We start from the raw sequence: 16137 nt of genomic DNA, 5'->3' as shown, positions 1-16137 counted from the left end.
GATTACCTATCAAACCCCTGTCCCGCCGCTAATCTTTCGCGCAGAGTTTTCGGCCGTATATCGGTCCAGTTCTGATCGATGTAGTCCAGGCACGCGGCGCGGTCCGCCTCGCCGTACACCACCCGCCAGCCGGCTGGAACATCGGCGAAGGCCGGCCACAGACTGTGTTGTTCCTCGTCGTTGACCAAGACGAAAAAGGTGCCGTCGTCATCGTCGAACGGATTGATGCTCACCGCGTCTCCAGACGTCTACTGGACATGGGTATAACAAGTTCTAAACCATACTGGAGCCCCACAGAGCTTGTCTAAGCCTTCGTGGAATTTCTGGTAGCGCTCCGATCCGCCCACACCACCGCATCGGCGACGTTACCTAGGCGAACAATAGGTATGGTTTTCCCGCGGTTCCTCTACCTGCGGTTTGCGGAGCAGCGTCTGCCGACTAGGGCCCGAAGTAACCGGCGGCGACTCCCGAGACGCCGTTTGGAGTGTTCGCGGTCCCAGGCGCCTCGGGAATCCGCAGCGCGACGACGCCGACCCGGTGGCGCCGATCGTCGACTCTTGGGTTCGCCGACAATGTCACCGATCCGCCGCTGTGGTCCTACGCCGGCAGGCCCCGGTGCTCCGTGCCGGTACGTGGTGGGTGAGCGCGATTGCCGCACTGCGCCCGGGGTGGCGCTCGCAGTCTCCGGGTCGACCCGCTCTCGCCGGGACACCAGATCTTTGCGCATCGATGGGCGCGAGGCGCCCCCGCCTCCCGGCAAACTGCGGTCGGCTCGATGACGGGTGCCCGGCCAATTCCTCCGTTCGTGACTCAGCGCCGGAGCGCCGGCGGGGATGCTCGCGGTGGCGCACGCAGGTTCGACGGTGCCCGGCGCCACCGCGTAACGACGGCCGCTTCACGACACGACTCGACAAGGCGGTAAAGCGGCGATCTTTGCGATGGCCGACATATTTAGTGAGGCGTCGTGGCCGATGAGCCGGCGGAGCCGCTCGAAGTGAATTGGAGGCATCTGGACCAGATGAATTTATGACGCCTAACGCGAAGGTTGAGCCGCTACCCGACGCGAGCCGGTCGTGTAGCATGCAACGTGATTGGGCGGCACGTTGCACCGGTGTATTCCGAATCAATATATCCACAATAGGGACACCATGTGACCGATCATGGGTCAAAGCAGATCTGGTTGGGGCGAAATAAATGGACAAGCACAGCGAACCTTCGGCGCAGGTTGAATCGAAGGATAATTCAACAGTTGCAATGTCGGAGCACCTCGCTGACGACCTACTTTCCACGACCGCCGGCGGCTGGAAAAGCTTTTATAATTTGCTCAGCCGCCGGCTTGAGGACGCCGGGGTCGCCGATTCATCGTTTTTCCTCAACTATGGCTACGCCCCACTGGGTTTCAACGACGAATCTGCGTTCACCATTCGCCCGGGAACTTTCAACGCCAACTCGGTCCGGCTGGTGTTCGAGGTCATCGGATCCGTTGACCTCAACGACCGAACGGTCGTCGAAATAGGGTGTGGCCGCGGCGGCAACGCCGCACTTGTCGCCGAGAAGTTCAGCGCGCAGGTGATCGGCATCGACATGTCCTCGGAAGCGATCGCTTTCTGCAGTAAAACGCACGTCAAGCGTCCGATAGACTTCCGCGTCGGCGATGCGTTGAATATTCCGCTGCCCGATGCGGCGTGCGATGCCATCATCAACGTGGAGTCCTCGCATTCCTACGGCAATCTGCCGAAGTTCCTGAGCGAAGTTCGCAGGATTTGCCGACCCGCGGGATGGTTCTTACACACCGACTTTTTGAGCCCCGAGGACTGGGACCAGGTCAGGATGCGGTTGAAGCGATCGGGCTTCGTCACCGAAAGCGACCGGGATATTACCGCTAACGTGCTGGCCTCGCGCGATCAAGCGAGTGATACCTGGGCCGAGGTTTATGGCGACCGAAATGCCCGGGTCGCGAACTTCCTCGCCCTGCCGGGGTCCGCGATCTACGAGCAGATGCGGGCCGGCCTGTTGGAGTACCGGATACTGAGATCTCAACTGCGCACCGAAGCCGCCTAGCGCCGTCCCCGGCGGCGACGGCGCGTCACTTGGCCGCCTTCGATTGCGAGAATTTCGCGGTCGCCGAGCCGACTCTTCAGTTTGCGACATTCACCGTGCCGTTTTGAAACGCGCGCCAAGGCCGACCTGGTACGGCGATTTGGCGGGGTTGATTACGTGGGCTCGGCCAAACCGACCGAATCCGCCTTATCCGGCTCCGGCACCTGACCGGCCAGGTACTCGGCCAGCGACCCGATGGTCGGATAGTCGAATACCGCGGTCGCGCTGATCGTGAACGCGCCACCGAACTGCGGAAGCAACCGGTTGCTGAATTCGACCGCCATCAGTGAATCGGTGCCCAGCTCCAGGAACCGGCTGGTCGCCGCCGGCGGCTGCGCGAGCCTCAGGAAATTCTGGACTTCGTACCGGAGGTACTCCGTGAGGAAGCTGCCGCGCTCCGACTCGGGCACCTCATGCAGTTGCCGCAACAACTCGCTGTCGCCGCGGGCCGCCGTGACAGCGCTCGGCAGCACATGGTCGAGCATCGCCGGGCGAGAGGCACCCAGCCCCTTCGCGGCGCGCTGCCAATTGGCTTTGATGACAGTCGCCTGCGCGGTGCCGTGGGCGACGATCTCGTCGAGCGCGTTGAGGGCGGCCGACGGTTCCAGTGGGATGAGGCCCTGCGCACTGAGATTGGCGCGCGCGGCGTGCGACGTGGCCATGCCGCCCTTTGCCCACGGACCCCAGTTGATTGCGGTCGCGGGCAGGCCCTGGGCCCTGCGCTCGGCAACGAGCCCGTCGAGCAGCGCATTGGCGGTCGCGTAGTTGGCCTGGCCGGGCGAACCGATCACGCTGGAGGCCGACGAGTAGACGATGAAGAAATCGAGATCATCGTCCCTGGTGAGTCGATGCAGGTGGCAGCCGCCGAAGGCCTTGGGCGCCAACGCCTTCCGGAAGCCTTCGGAGCTCTGCTGCGGCAGCAGCGCGTCGTCGAGCACGCCCGCCAGGTGCGCGACCCCCGCGAGGGGCGGCAACTCCGCCCGGATCCGTTCCAGCACCGCCGCGATCTGCGCTTCGTCGCCGACGTCGGCCGCGAAGACGTGGATGCGGGTTCGGCAGCGCTCCATGATGTCGTCGATCGCCCGTTGGGCGTCGGCATCGGGCAAGCGCCGGCTGGTCAGGACGATGTCACCGGCCCCGAGCTGGGCCAAGTGGGCCGCCGTGTGCAGGCCGAGCGCACCGAGGCCGCCGGTGATCAGGTAGCTCCGATCGCCGCGCGGCTGCAGCGGTTTCGGCATCTGCAGCACGATCTTTCCGATGTGTCGAGCCTGCTGCATCCGGCGGAACGCGGTCTTCGCCTCCGTCACCGGGTAGACCTCGGCGGCGATCGGCTTCAACTCGCCCTTGGCCATGCTGTCCGCCACCTCGGCCAGCAACTTCCCCGTCCGCTCGGGTTCGTGCTCGATGCATGCGTCCAGCGCGATGATCTCGTAGTCGATATCGGGACGGGCCGCGGCCATCTGCTCCCGAGTCCAGATGTCGCGCTTGGCGATTTCGGCGAACCGGCCGCCCTGTGCGGTCGCCCGCACGGTCGCCGCGATGAACCCTTCATTGGTGAGGCTGTTCAGCACGACGTCGACGCCGGCGCCGTCGGTGTCGGCCAGGATCTGGTCCGCGAAATCCGTACTGCGCGAGTCGTAGATGTGTTCTACGCCCATTTTGCGCAGCGCCGCCCGCTTGTAGGTGCTGGCGGTGGCGAAGACGGTCGCGCCGCGCTGTTGGGCTATCTGGATCGCGGCCAGGCCGACGCCACCACTGGCGGCGTGAATGAGAACCCGGTCACCGGGTCCCACCTTCGCCCAGTCGAAAGCGAGTCGGGTCGTCAGCGCCCCGGCGGGTATGGTCGCCGCTCCTACCGCGCTCACCCCGTTCGGCACCGGCGCCAGGAAGTGGGCCGGCACGTTGACCCGGGTGGGGAACCCGCCCGGCATGAAGCCGAAGACGCGCTGGCCGACCTCGAATCCGGTCACGCCGGCGCCCAACTCCGTAACGACGCCGGCGAGGTCGCCGCCGCCGACCCGCCCCGGGTCGCCCGGATAAAGGCCGAGCACGTTCAGCACATCCCGGAAGTTGAGGCCCGCGGCCTCCACCCGGATCTGCACCTCGCCCGCGCTCGGCGGCGGCACATGCGTCTCGACCAGATGAAGGTTGTCGATGGCGCCGCGTTCGGTCGGCTCCAGGTTGTAATCGGTCGCGCGGGGTACCGGCAGCTGGCCGCTGCGCGCCCACGGCAGCAGCCGCGGCACCAAGTACTTTCCTTGTCGTAGTGCGACTTCGGGCTCGTCTGCGGGTGCGCCGAGCAGGCCGGCCAACGAGCGCACGGCGTCGTCGGCTCCGTCGCAGTCGACCAGCCTGCAGCGCAGGCTCGGCTGCTCGGTGATGATGGTCCGTCCGAAGCCCCACAGCGCCGACTGTGCCGGGTCCACCGGCTCGCCGGGCTCGGTCGCGACCGCCCGCTCGGTGACGATCCACAGCCCGCCGGCGAGTTTCAGGTCTTGCTGGGCCAACAGCGTGCGCACGACCGTGAGCAGCTCGTCGATCTCGGTCTCCAGCCGCGCGGCGAATTCGGCGCCCGACTCTTCCGCGTCGGGCCGCCCGGGGCTGCGCCAGACGACGCCGGACACGGGGGCACCACGCTCCTGAGCCTCGGCGAACGCCCGCTTCCAGCGCTCCGGATCCACCGAGGCACGGTCCAAGGGGACACAACCCGGCACGTCGGCCGCCAGCTCGTCGAACCCGGCGATCAGCCAGGTGCCCTGGCCGCCCCCGGCGGCAGCAACATCGTCGCCCGATGCCGGCGCCGGCACTTCCTCCCAGCCGAGGGTGTACATGTTGCGGGTGGCGTCGCCGCCGAGTCCGCGCAGCAACGCCTCCCGGGGTGCGCGTTTGACCGTGAAGTCGCGAATTTCGCCCAGCTGGCGACCGTCGCGATCCACGAAATCGAGGTCGAACACCTGCGTTTCGCTGTCGAGACCGCCACTCTGCCACCGCGCGCGGCAGTAGAACCGCCGGGGCATCTCGTCATGCAGCACCACCCGCCCGTACCGCAGCGGCAAGAACAGATCGGCCAAACCGCCGCCGTCCTCGGTCGCCGCGAGCGCCGCCTCCAAGGCCGGGAAGGCAATTCCGGTGCACAGATCGAGTAGCACCGGGTGGATCGGCTCGCCGCCGAGCTGTTCGGCGAGCTCGTCGCCGATGGCGATGTCGGCGACCGCCTCGCCGTCACCGGCCCACAGCGATTTGAGGGACGTGGACCAGGTGGGACCCCAGGTCAGCTCCATGTCGGCGAAGGTGTCGAACAGCTGCTGCGGACGCGTGCGGCCCAGCCGCTCGCAGGCCGCGTCGATGGATTCCGTCGGCTCCAGTGCGGGCTCGTCGTCGGCACCGCCGACGATCCGGCCGTCGGCGTTCAACGACCACTCGGCGTCACGGTCACCGAACGGGCGGCTGTGCACCTGGAAGGTCCAGCCGCCGTCATCCGGATGCACCGTCAGCTGAACCTCCCGGGAAGTTTTGTCGCCCAGGATGATCGGTTCGTAGAAGAAGACATCGCGCACCTGCGCCGGTGCCCCGACCGTGGCAAGGGCCATCGCCGCGTACGTCGCGCCCGGAACGACAACGGAGCCGTAGATGACGTGATGTGCCAGCCATGGCTGCGTGTTGACGGACCACCGACTGGTGTAGACGGAATCGCCGGAGGCAAGGTCTTTTGCGTTCCCCAGGATTCCGGATCCGGTGGCGCCATGTCCGTCGATGCCGCGGATGTCGGCATTCTTCGGCCAGAAGCGCCGGCGCTGGAAAGCGTAGGTGGGCAGTTCGAGTTTGCGGCGCGGCCGATGGTGCAGCGCAGCGAATACGGGGCGATGGCCGCTGACGTAAGCCGCGGCCAGCGCTTCCGCCATCTGACGCCGGGCATCGGCGTCCTTGCGCAGTGACACGATCGCACGCGGAGCGGCCGAGGAGTCCGGCCAGGCCTGCATGGCGGCGTTGGTCAGCACCGGTAGCGGACCGATCTCCATCAACACCGAGCAGCCCAGCGCCGCCACGGTGCGCACGCTTTCGGCGAACTGCACCGGCTGGCGGGAGTGCCGCCGCCAATACGGGGCGTCGAGCGGGGTATCCGCGGTGAGCAGCGCGCCGGTCCGGTTGCACACCAGGGGCAGGGTGGGGACGGCGAATTCGAATTTGCTTGCGTACGATTCGAATTCGTCAAGCACCGGGTCCAGCAGCTCGGAATGGAAGGCATGGCTGGTGTCCAGCCACGTGCAGCGCACTCCGTCACCGGTCAGCTTGGCGACGACCTGCTCCAGGTCCGCGCCGGGACCCGACAGCACCGTGTTGGGGCCGTTGTAGGCGGCCACCGAAATGTGCGGGAATTCCTCGGCGACGCTGTCCACTTGCTGCGCGTCGGCGAATACCGCGACCATCCGCCCACCCTCGGGCAGACTGCCGAACAGCCGGCCGCGTTCGGCGATCAGGCGTGCCCCGTCCTCGATGCTGAACACTCCGGCCACGCACGCCGCGGCGTACTGGCCCACGCTGTGCCCCAGCACCACATCCGGCTCGATACCCCAAGACTGCCAGAGCCGCGCCAGGCCCATCTCGACGGCAAAGAGCGCCGGCTGCGCAAAAGAGGTGTGCCGCAGGGTTTCTCCGGTGTCGCTGTCGGTGTCGAACAGCACCTCGAGCAACGGACGCGGCAACATCGGATCGACCGCTTCGGCGCAGCGCCGCACCGTCTCGGCGAATACCGGCTCGGTGTCGAACAGTTCACGCGCCATTCCCGGGTACTGGCTGCCCTGCCCGGTGAACAACCACGCCGTCTTCGGCGGGTCACCGCACACGCCACGCACCGCACCCGGTCCCAGCCGGTTCTCGGACAATCCGGCCAGTAGCTCGCGGGCTCCCCCGACCGAATCCACGACCAACGCGGCGCGGTGTTCGAAATGCGAACGTCCGGCGCCGGCGGTGTAGCACACATCAGCGATATCGGCCTCTGGGTGCTCCGCCAACCAGGATTCATACCGCTGCGCCAGCGCCACCAGCGCCTCCGGTGATCGCGCCGAGAGCGGCAACACGCCGACCGGTTCGTCTTCGGCGGCGGGCTCCGGCGCCACGGTGATCTCGGCAACCGACGGCGCTTCCTCGATCAGCACGTGCGCGTTCGTGCCGGAGAACCCGAACGAGCTCGTTCCGGCGCGGCGCGGCCTGCCGTCGGCGTGCCACGGAATCGGCTGGTCCACCACCCGGACCGGCAGGGAGTCCCACGGGATGTTCGGTGACGGGTTCTCAAAGTGCAGGTTCTGTGGCAGGACCTCGTGCTGCAAAGACAACACGACCTTGATCAGGCCGGCGATCCCTGCGGCCGACTCGAGGTGCCCGATGTTGGTCTTGGCCGATCCGATCAGCAGCGGCCGGTTCGGGTCACGGCCGACGCCGTAGGCGGCCGCGGCGGCCTGGACCTCGATCGGGTCACCCAGCGAGGTGCCCGTGCCGTGCGCCTCGAGGTAATCGACGTCCCCGCCGACGAGACCGGCGCGAGCCAGCGCCGCGGCGATAAGCCGTTGCTGCGCACCGCCGTTCGGCACCGTCAGACCACTGGAAGCGCCGTCCTGGTTGACCGCACTGCCCCGGATGACCGCGCGAATCTGATCGCCGTCGCGCTCCGCATCGCTGAGCCGCTTGAGCACCAGGATCCCGCAGCCTTCACTGCGCGCGTAGCCGTTCGCGGCGGCGTCGAAGGTCTTGCATCGGCCGTCGGCGGCCAGCATCCTGGCGCGCGCGGTGGCGACGATGGATGCCGGGCTCACCAAGACATTCACCCCACCGGCCAGCGCCATGTCGCAGTCACCGGAATGCAAGGCCTGGCAGGCCTGATGGACGGCCACCAGCGAGGCGCTGCACGCGGTGTCCACCGCCATCGCCGGCCCCTCCAGCCCGAGCGCGAACGCCACCCGGCCCGCGATGACATTGAGAGCGTTGCCGGTGATGAAGTGGGCCTCGATGGTCTCGACCGAGTTGGCGTTCAGCAGCTGTGAATACTCGTTGGCCGCCACGCCCACGAACACGCCGGTGCGACTGCCGCGCAACGCCGCGGGCGCATACCCGGCACGTTCCAGGCCTTCCCACGCGATCTCCAGCATCAACCGCTGCTGCGGATCCATCCACACGGCTTCGCGCGGGGAAATACCGAAGAACTCCGGATCGAACCCGTCGATGCTCTCGAGGTATCCGCCGTACCGGGTGTAGATCTTGCCCGCCGCCTCGGGATCGGGGTCGTAGTACTCGTCGACGTCGAAGCGGTCATCCGGGATCTCCCGGATCGCATCGACACCGCCGGAGAGCAGGTCCCAGTACGCCTCGGGATCGGGCGCACCCGGAAAGCGGCATGCGACCGCGACGATCGCGATCGGCTCGTCCGTGCGCGTCGTCACCGCGGTCGCGACCGGCGCCGGCTGCGCCGCCGCACTCGCCGCCGCGGGTGCATTGAGGCTGAGCACGTCGTTGAGGAGGAAATTCGCGACGTCGGTGATACGCGGGTAGTCCATTGCCAGGGTCGACGGCAGCTCCGCGCCCACCGCCCGCTCGAGCCGGCGCCGCAGTTCGACGGCCATCAGCGAATCCATGCCGAGGTCGAACAGCCCGGCCTCCTCGCGGACTTCCGCGGGGTCGATGCGGGTCACGTCCGCGACGGCGTCGCGCAGGTAGTCCACGATGAGTTTCTTCCGCTGCTGCACGGGGGCCGCGGTGAGCCGGTCGACCAATTGCGTGGTCCCGGACTCCGACGGTGCCTGTTCCGATTCGGGCACCTCGCGCTGCAACTGCGTGAAGAACGATCGCTTGCCCGCCATCTGGTAGAGCGGCAGGAAGCTGGCCCAGTCGATCCGGGCCACGACCCCGTGCGAGGTGCCCTTGCCCGACGACGCCATGATTTCGGCCATCCCCGCCAACGCATCGGCCGGCGACAATGGCCGCACCCCGCGCTTGTCCAGTTCCGCGCGAGCGGCCTCGTCGGCCATGCCCGCGTTCGCCCACGGGCCGAAGTTGACGCTGATCCCGGGGACGCCCTGCTCACGCAGCCGCCAGGCCAACCCGTCGAGGAAGGCGTTGGCCGCGCTGTACGCGGTCTGGCCCCCGGCGCCCCACACCCCGGCAATCGAGGAGGTGCTGAGGAAGAAGTCCAGCTTCAGGTCCGCGGTGGCCTCGCTCAGATTCCAAGCGCCCCAGACCTTCCCGGCGAACACCCGATCCACTTCGGCGTCGTCCAAGGCTTGCAGCGGGGTGGTGCTGATCTCGCCCGCGGCATGCACGACCCCGGCCAACGGTGGCAGTTCGGCCCGCACGGTGGCCAGGACGTGCGCGACGTCGTGCGGGTTGGAGACGTCGGCCGTGATGACCCGCAGTTCGGCGCCGCTCTGTTCGCCGATCGCATCGATGCGTTGCTGCGCGGCCTCGCTGGGGGCGCGCCGGCTGGTCAGCACCAGGTGCCGGGCACCGTGCGCGGCAAGGTATGCCGCGACTTCGAGTCCGATCGCGCCCAGCCCGCCGGTCACCAGATATGTCACGTCGTCACGAAGCGCCAGCGGTGTCCCGGCCGGCTGCCCCGCGCGTCGGGTCAGCCGGGGCACGTAGACCGCTTGGTCGCGAAGCGCGAATTGGTCTTCACCGGCCGGTGCCGCCGCCAGCTGGTCGATCAGCCGGGACCACACCACGCCGTCCAGGGCACCGCCCGCGGCCATATCCGCCAGCCCGCCCCACAGTCGGGGGTGCTCCAGCGCGGCGGCGCGACCGAAGCCCCACAGGCAGGACTGCGCCGGTGACACGGTGTCCGTGTCGGTGACCCGTTGTGCGCCACGGGTTATCAGCCAGATGGGGGTACGCAGTTCGGCGGCGGCCGCGGCACAGAAGAGTCGCCGCGTCCCGCTCAGGACTTGGTGTTGCATCCGCAACAGCGATTGCGTCGACGGTGCCGTGTCCGATCCGACGGCCGCGAGATGCAGGACGCGCAACGTCGGTTCGTCTGCCAGCGCGGCGCGCAACGTTTCCTTGAGGCGATCCGCATCGGCGTCGGATACCGGCAGACCCACGATGCGGTGCCGGTGCCCACGTGCGGTCAGCGCGTCGACCAACGGCTGCACCGCCTCGGCGTCGTCGCTGACGAGGAGCCACGCGGTGCCCTCGCCGGCCGGCGCGCCCGAGGCTTGAGCGGCGGATTTCTCCCAGCGGATCTCGTAGCGGGAGTCCGCGATGGACTGCGCGTTGCGCTGTTGGTTGTGTTCTGCCGCAAGCTGTTTCAGCACATCGACGGTCTGTTGATTGGCGTTCCCGCCGCCCAGCAGCGCCGCGAGCTCCTCGATCCGGCCGTCCTCCAGGAGCCCGACGGCCTGGGTCCGCGCGGCCGAGGCCTGGCTGGAAGCATGGGTGCTGGCCGCGGCCCGCTGCTCACGGAACCAGTACTGGCGGTGCTGGAACGGATAGGTGGGCAGGTCGAGCTTGCGCGCCGTCACCGGCGCCAGAGCGCCGAAGTCGGGCCGGTGCCCGACGATGTAGGCGTTGGCCAGGGCTTCGGTGATCTGACGATGATCGGCGATGTTCTTCCGCATGGACGCGATCGCCCGGGGCGCGGTGGCCGGGTCCGGCCACGCCCGCATGGCCGCGGCGGTCAGGATCGGTTGGGGGCCGATTTCCAGCAGCATCGCGCAGTGCAGTTCGGCCAGGGTGCGCACACTCTTGGCGAACTCGACCGGCTGCCGCGCGTGGCGGCGCCAGTAGGCGCCGTCGAGTTTCGCGCTCCTGCCCAGGGCCGCGCCGGTGCGGTTGCACACCAATGTCTTTTGCGGCGCGGCGAACTCGAAGCGGTTCGCATACGACTCGAACTCGTCGAGGACCGGATCCAGCAGCGCCGAGTGGAAGGCGTGGCTGGTGTCCAGCCAGTCACAGCGCACACCCTCGGCTTCCAAGCCTGCCACCGCCTGGTCGAGGTCCTGGACGGGACCCGACAGCACGGTGTTGGCGCCGTTGTAGGCGGCCACGGACAGGCTCGGGAACTCGTCGGTCTTGCTTTCCACGCGCTCGGCGGCGGCGAAGACCGCGACCATCCGGCCGCCCTCGGGCAGGCTGCCAAACAGGCGGCCGCGCTCGGCCATCAGCAGCATGCCGTCCTCGAGGCTGTACACGCCGGCGACGCAGGCCGCCGTGTACTGGCCGACGCTGTGGCCGATCAACACGTCCGCTTCGAAGCCCCACGACTGCCAGAGGCGGGCCAGCCCCATCTCCACCGCGAACAGGGCGGGCTGGGCGTAACTGGTCTGCCGCAAGGCGTCGTCGCCATCCGGGTCGAAAATCACGTCCAGCAGCGGCTTTTCGAGCACATCGGCGACCGCCGCCGCGCACCGGGTCATCGTCTCGGCAAACACCGGTTCGGTCTCGAACAGCTCCCGTGCCATGCCGGCGTACTGGCTGCCCTGGCCCGTGAACAACCACGCGGTCTTCGGCCGGTCGGCGCAGTCACCGCGCAGCAGGCCCGGTGCCGGGCGGTCGTCGGCCAGCGCGGCCAGTTGCTCGCGCGCGGAATCCGTCGAATTCACCACCAAGGCGGCCCGGTGCTCGAAGTGTGATCGGCCGGCCCCGGCGGTGAAGCAGACGTCGGCCAACGACGCGTCCGGGTGGTCGGCCAGCCAGCTGCTGTACGTCTTGGCGAGCTCCGCCAGGGCCGCCGGGTTGCGCGCCGAGAGCGGCAACAGGCTGAACCGCCGGTCGTCGGACGGGGCCTCCGGCGCCACGGCGACCGGCGCTACCTCGGGGGCTTCCTCGAGGATGACGTGCGCGTTGGTCCCGGAGAACCCGAACGAACTGATCCCGGCGATGCGGGGCCGTCCGTCCCGCTTCCAGGGCAGGGCCTCGTCCACCACCCGCACCGGCAGCCGGTCCCACGGAATGTGCGGCGACGGTTTGCTGAAGTTCAGGTGCTTCGGCAACACCTCGTGCTCGAGCGACAGGATCACCTTGACCAGACCCGCGATGCCCGCGGCCGCTTCCAGGTGCCCGATGTTCGTCTTCACCGACCCGATCAGCAGCGGCCGGTCGGCGTCGCGGCCCTTGCCCAGTGCCGCACCGGCGGCCTGGACTTCGATCGGGTCACCGAGCGAGGTGCCGGTCCCGTGCGCCTCCAGGTATCCCACCTCGCCGGGCGCGACACCCGCGCACTGCAGCGCCTCGGCGATGACGCGCTGCTGCGCGACGCCGTTGGGTACCGTCAATCCGCCGGACGCGCCGTCCTGGTTGACCGCGCTGCCCCGGATCACGGCCCGGATCCGGTCACCGTCGCGGATCGCGTCCTCGAGGCGCTTCACGACGACGACACCGCAGCCCTCGCCGCGCACATACCCGTCCGCAGCCGCGTCGAAGGTCTTGCACCGGCCGTCCGGGGCCAGCATGTGCGCGTGGGAGAACGTCATCGCGGTCTTGGCGCTGAGCAGGACGTTGACGCCGCCGGCCAGCGCGAGGTCGCACTCCCCGAAGCGCAAGGACTGGCACGCCTGATGGACTGCCACCAGCGACGAGCTGCACGCGGTGTCGACGGACACCGCCGGGCCCTGCAGCCCCAGCCCGTAGCTGATCCGTCCCGCTCCCGCGGCGGACGAGGTTCCGATCGCGACGTAGGCCTCGATCTCCTCGTAGCTCAGCTGTTCGGAGATCAATCCCAGGTAGTCGTGGGTGCCCAGACCCATGAACACGCCGGTCTTGGTGTTCGCCAGATCCGACGGGGCGGTTCCCGAATGCTCCACCGCCTGCCACGCCGTCTCCAGCAAGATCCGGTGCTGCGGGTCGATCAGCATGGTTTCCCGGTTCGACAGCCCGAAGAACGGCGCGTCGAACCCGGTTACGTCCTCGATGAACCCGGCCCGCCGGCTGACGATCTTTCCGGGCGCATCGGGATCGGGGTCATAGAATTCCTCGACGTCCCAGCGGTCCGGGGGCACCTCCGAGAGCGCGTCCCGGCCTTCGCACAAAACTTCCCAGAACGCGTCGGCGTCGGCGGCGCCCGGGAGGCGCACCGCGTACCCGACGATTGCGAAGCTGTCGCCCGTCCCCTGCGATCCACGCGCCGGCTGTGGTGTCTCGAGACTGTTCTGCAGATCGGTCATTTCCGACCGCCGATCATCTGCTGTTGCTTCTCGTCGTTAGCCAAGACGAAAAAGCAGCCCCTGCCATCATCGAAGGGATTGATGCTCAACCGCGTCTCCAGACCATCTACTCGACATGGGTATAACAAGTTCTAGACCATACTTGCTGGGTGAGACGCCTGTCACGCGAATAGGTAACTGAGGCGCCCGTCACGCCGATTGCAGCCGGTTCGGTTCGACGACGAGGTGATCTGCAATAAATAAGTGGTAGGCGCCACGAGTGCGCGCGGTCGGCGACAAGATCGTTTGTCCGATCAGCCGACGCGTTTGGAGCGGGCGAAGTCTTCCAGCAGGTCGGCCGCGGCGGCGACGCTTTTGGCGGGGTCGGTCATCCGCGCTGAGAGCTCGCGGGCCCGGGCCACGTAGTCCGGGGCGAGAATCGTTCGCAGGTCCGCTACCAGCGATTCCTCGGTCGTCGTCGAGAAGCGCCGAGCGGTACCCACCTTCAGGCGTTTGACCCGAGACCCCGAGAGCATCTGATCGATGTCCGTCGGAAGGATCAACGTGGGGACCGCTGCGCGCAGGCCCGTGGCCGTGGTGCCCGTCCCCCCGTGGTGCACGACGGCGCGGCAGGCGGGAAAGACGGTCGAGAAATTCACCGCTCCCACCACCTTGACGTGGTCAGAATGGGGGACGCTGCTGAAGTCGGTTCCGGCGGCGCCCACCAACGCCCGCTCCCCCAGCCGCGCGCAGGCCGCGCCGATCATGGCGATCGTGTCGGCCGGAGATTCGACCGGGGTGCTGCCGAACCCGAAGTAAATCGGGGGTGTTCCCGCCGCGATCCAGGACGCGACCTCCTCATCGGCGTCCGTCGCCAACCCCAGCGTCAGCGCGCCGACAAACGGACGTTGACGCTCGTATGCCGCCCACTCGTCGACCAGCCCGGGAAAGAGCGCCTGGTCATAGCCCTGGATTTCCAGCGATCCTCGGTCGGTGATCCGCCGCGGCGCCGATCCCTTTGCCCTGGGTAGGCCCAGTTCGCGGCGTTGGGCCTCCTCGACCTTCTTCGTCGCACGCCAGGACACCCACCAAAACGCCGTCACCGCCGCCCGCGCCAGTGGCGCCGGCAGGAGTGCCATGGTCTGGCCGTTCGGCCGCAAAGGGAAGTAATGCAACGTGGCCAACGGAATGTCGTAATACTCCGCCACGTTGGCGGCGGCGTCCTCGAAGTTGATGCCGGTAAAGATGAGGTCGGCCCCGTCGGCCAGCGCCACCAGCGTCGTGCTCATCTCCTGCCAAGCGCGCAGCAGGGGCCCGGAAATTTCGAGGCGCGACCGGACCAGATCCCGCAGCCGCCAGGGGTGGTTGAAGAAGCACGTCCAGAACTCGCGGTGCGCGTCCAGGATGGACCGCGCTTCCGGCCCGAATCCGACGGCGGCCACCCCGGCCGCCTCCGTGAAGCCGACCAGATCGGGCGGGACGGCCATGCGCACGTCGTGCCCGCGGCGCACCAGCTCGCGACCGACGGCGAGGTTGGGCTCGACGTCGCCGCGACTACCCCAGCTCGCCAGGACAAATTTCATCGGGGCCCTAGTCGCGCGAACGGCTCCGGTCCAACGTGCCCAGACCGGTAATTTCGAGGCTGACCGACTTCCGTTGCCCGGCCGCGCCAAGCATGAAAAAGATGTCGCCGATCGGTGCGCCGAGCCAAAATCGCCAAAACCGCTTGCCGAAGACCTTCCAGACATAGCTGCCGTCGCCCGCCAACCAATACGCCGCGATCCAGAGCAGGTAGTACGCCACGCGCTTCCACCGCGAGATGACCATCTCGAGGTTCATCTCCATGACTTCCAGGCCCCAGGCCCGGTATCGCCATTCGAGCCCGTACTGGTTCTGAAACTCGAAAAACGCCCGCATTTCGGCATTGGTGACGAGGTATTCGTCAAAGACGAGAATGGACCCTTCGACAAAGCGGTCCTTGCACGTCTGAAGCGCATGCAGGCAACTCTCATAGGTGTCCAGATCCATGTGGAAAAGCCGGATCGGGGCGTCCGGTCGGTCGGCCAGGAAAGGGGCCAGCGTCTCGTAGGTGCTTCCCTTGATGAACTGGACCTTGCGGCCGAGCGCCGCGGGCACCCCGTCGTGCAGGCTCACACCGGTATCGCGCATGGAACGTTGCGCGAGCGGTTCCGACAGCGAAAAGCTTCCGCTCTTGATGAGAATCTGATCGTCGACTTGCCAGTCTTCGACAAGGCCCTCAAACGTGTCGAAGCCATACACCTGCCGGCCGGAAGCGTCCGCAATCAGCCTCGTCGACCAGCCGAGCCAGACGCCCAGATCGAGCAGGAGTTCGTCGGAATCCTGACGGCTCGGCCTCGGCAGGCGCGACGCCTCCCACAACAGCGTGTGGCCACGAATCTTGCACTTACGCATACTCGAAAGCGAGCGGCCGATAAACGAGCGATATGCGTCGTCATATACCTTGGTGTCCCGCGAATATAAGTTCGGAATGTAGCGGTCGCGGTCCCGATAAACCAAGCGCGCACAGAAGAGCAACAGCACAAGCGCCCCGAGCACGACGAGTAACACCGGCGCGAAGTAACACGCCCCGGCCACAACGGCCGCGATGACAACGAGAATCGCTTTCCACAGCTGGTGGAGAGTCGTCCGATCCGCTACTGCCGGACTATCGACGGTCGGACTGTCGACTACGCTCACCGGTTCACCTCCGGGTGCTCGGACTGACGCGGCCCCGCGATCTCGCGAACCTCCGCGTTGGCAGAAAGGCCACGGGCGATGTCCGGGTTTTCACCGTCACACGGGACCGCCTTCCGCCGGCTCTTGGGCAGCCCGGACAGCCAGGGGCTCCCGAGCCGACGACGATGACGTGATGATTCGCCAACATACCCAA

At 67.5% G+C, this 16137-nt stretch carries 5 protein-coding genes; 1 reads left to right on the top strand and 4 read right to left on the bottom strand.

Annotation, left to right across the window (positions count from 1 at the left end; genetic code table 11):
* Window positions 1-2 precede the first annotated feature (2 nt).
* Complete coding sequence (locus BN4348_RS37900) at window positions 3-233, bottom strand: MbtH family protein (RefSeq protein WP_066911018.1); 231 nt, start codon at window positions 231-233, stop codon at window positions 3-5.
* A gap of 961 nt (window positions 234-1194) precedes the next feature.
* Between BN4348_RS37900 and BN4348_RS37895 the strand changes: the two genes are divergently transcribed.
* Entirely contained in the window at window positions 1195-2061 is an 867-nt protein-coding gene (locus BN4348_RS37895; protein ID WP_084454046.1) for a class I SAM-dependent methyltransferase, read from the top strand.
* A gap of 152 nt (window positions 2062-2213) precedes the next feature.
* On the opposite strand, the gene BN4348_RS37890 is transcribed toward BN4348_RS37895, so the two are convergent.
* The 3 genes from BN4348_RS37890 to BN4348_RS37880 form a co-directional block, all read right to left on the bottom strand.
* Window positions 2214-13247: a type I polyketide synthase gene (locus tag BN4348_RS37890; protein ID WP_066911012.1), complete on the bottom strand. Its 11034-nt coding sequence runs from the start codon at window positions 13245-13247 to the stop codon at window positions 2214-2216.
* Between the two features lie 293 nt (window positions 13248-13540).
* Window positions 13541-14809, bottom strand: a complete 1269-nt coding sequence (locus BN4348_RS37885; protein ID WP_066911009.1) for a glycosyltransferase — start codon at window positions 14807-14809, stop codon at window positions 13541-13543.
* A gap of 7 nt (window positions 14810-14816) precedes the next feature.
* Window positions 14817-15944 carry a class I SAM-dependent methyltransferase gene (locus tag BN4348_RS37880; protein WP_066911007.1) on the bottom strand — a complete coding sequence of 376 codons (1128 nt, stop codon included), beginning with the start codon at window positions 15942-15944 and terminating at the stop codon, window positions 14817-14819.
* Between the last annotated feature and the right edge of the window lie 193 nt (window positions 15945-16137).

The organism is Mycobacterium interjectum (assembly GCF_900078675.2).
GTDB classification, from domain to species: domain Bacteria; phylum Actinomycetota; class Actinomycetes; order Mycobacteriales; family Mycobacteriaceae; genus Mycobacterium; species Mycobacterium interjectum.
Note: the sequence above shows the minus strand (reverse complement) of the source record. Positions and strands in the feature narration are given on the sequence as shown.

Bases quoted from the DNA above. Each gene is read 5' to 3' on its own strand.
- BN4348_RS37885 (WP_066911009.1), bottom strand. From the start codon at position 14,809: ATGAAATTTGTCCTGGCGAGCTGGGGTAGTCGCGGCGACGTCGAGCCC.
- BN4348_RS37895 (WP_084454046.1), top strand. From the start codon at position 1,195: ATGGACAAGCACAGCGAACCTTCGGCGCAGGTTGAATCGAAGGATAAT.
- BN4348_RS37890 (WP_066911012.1), bottom strand. From the start codon at position 13,247: ATGACCGATCTGCAGAACAGTCTCGAGACACCACAGCCGGCGCGTGGA.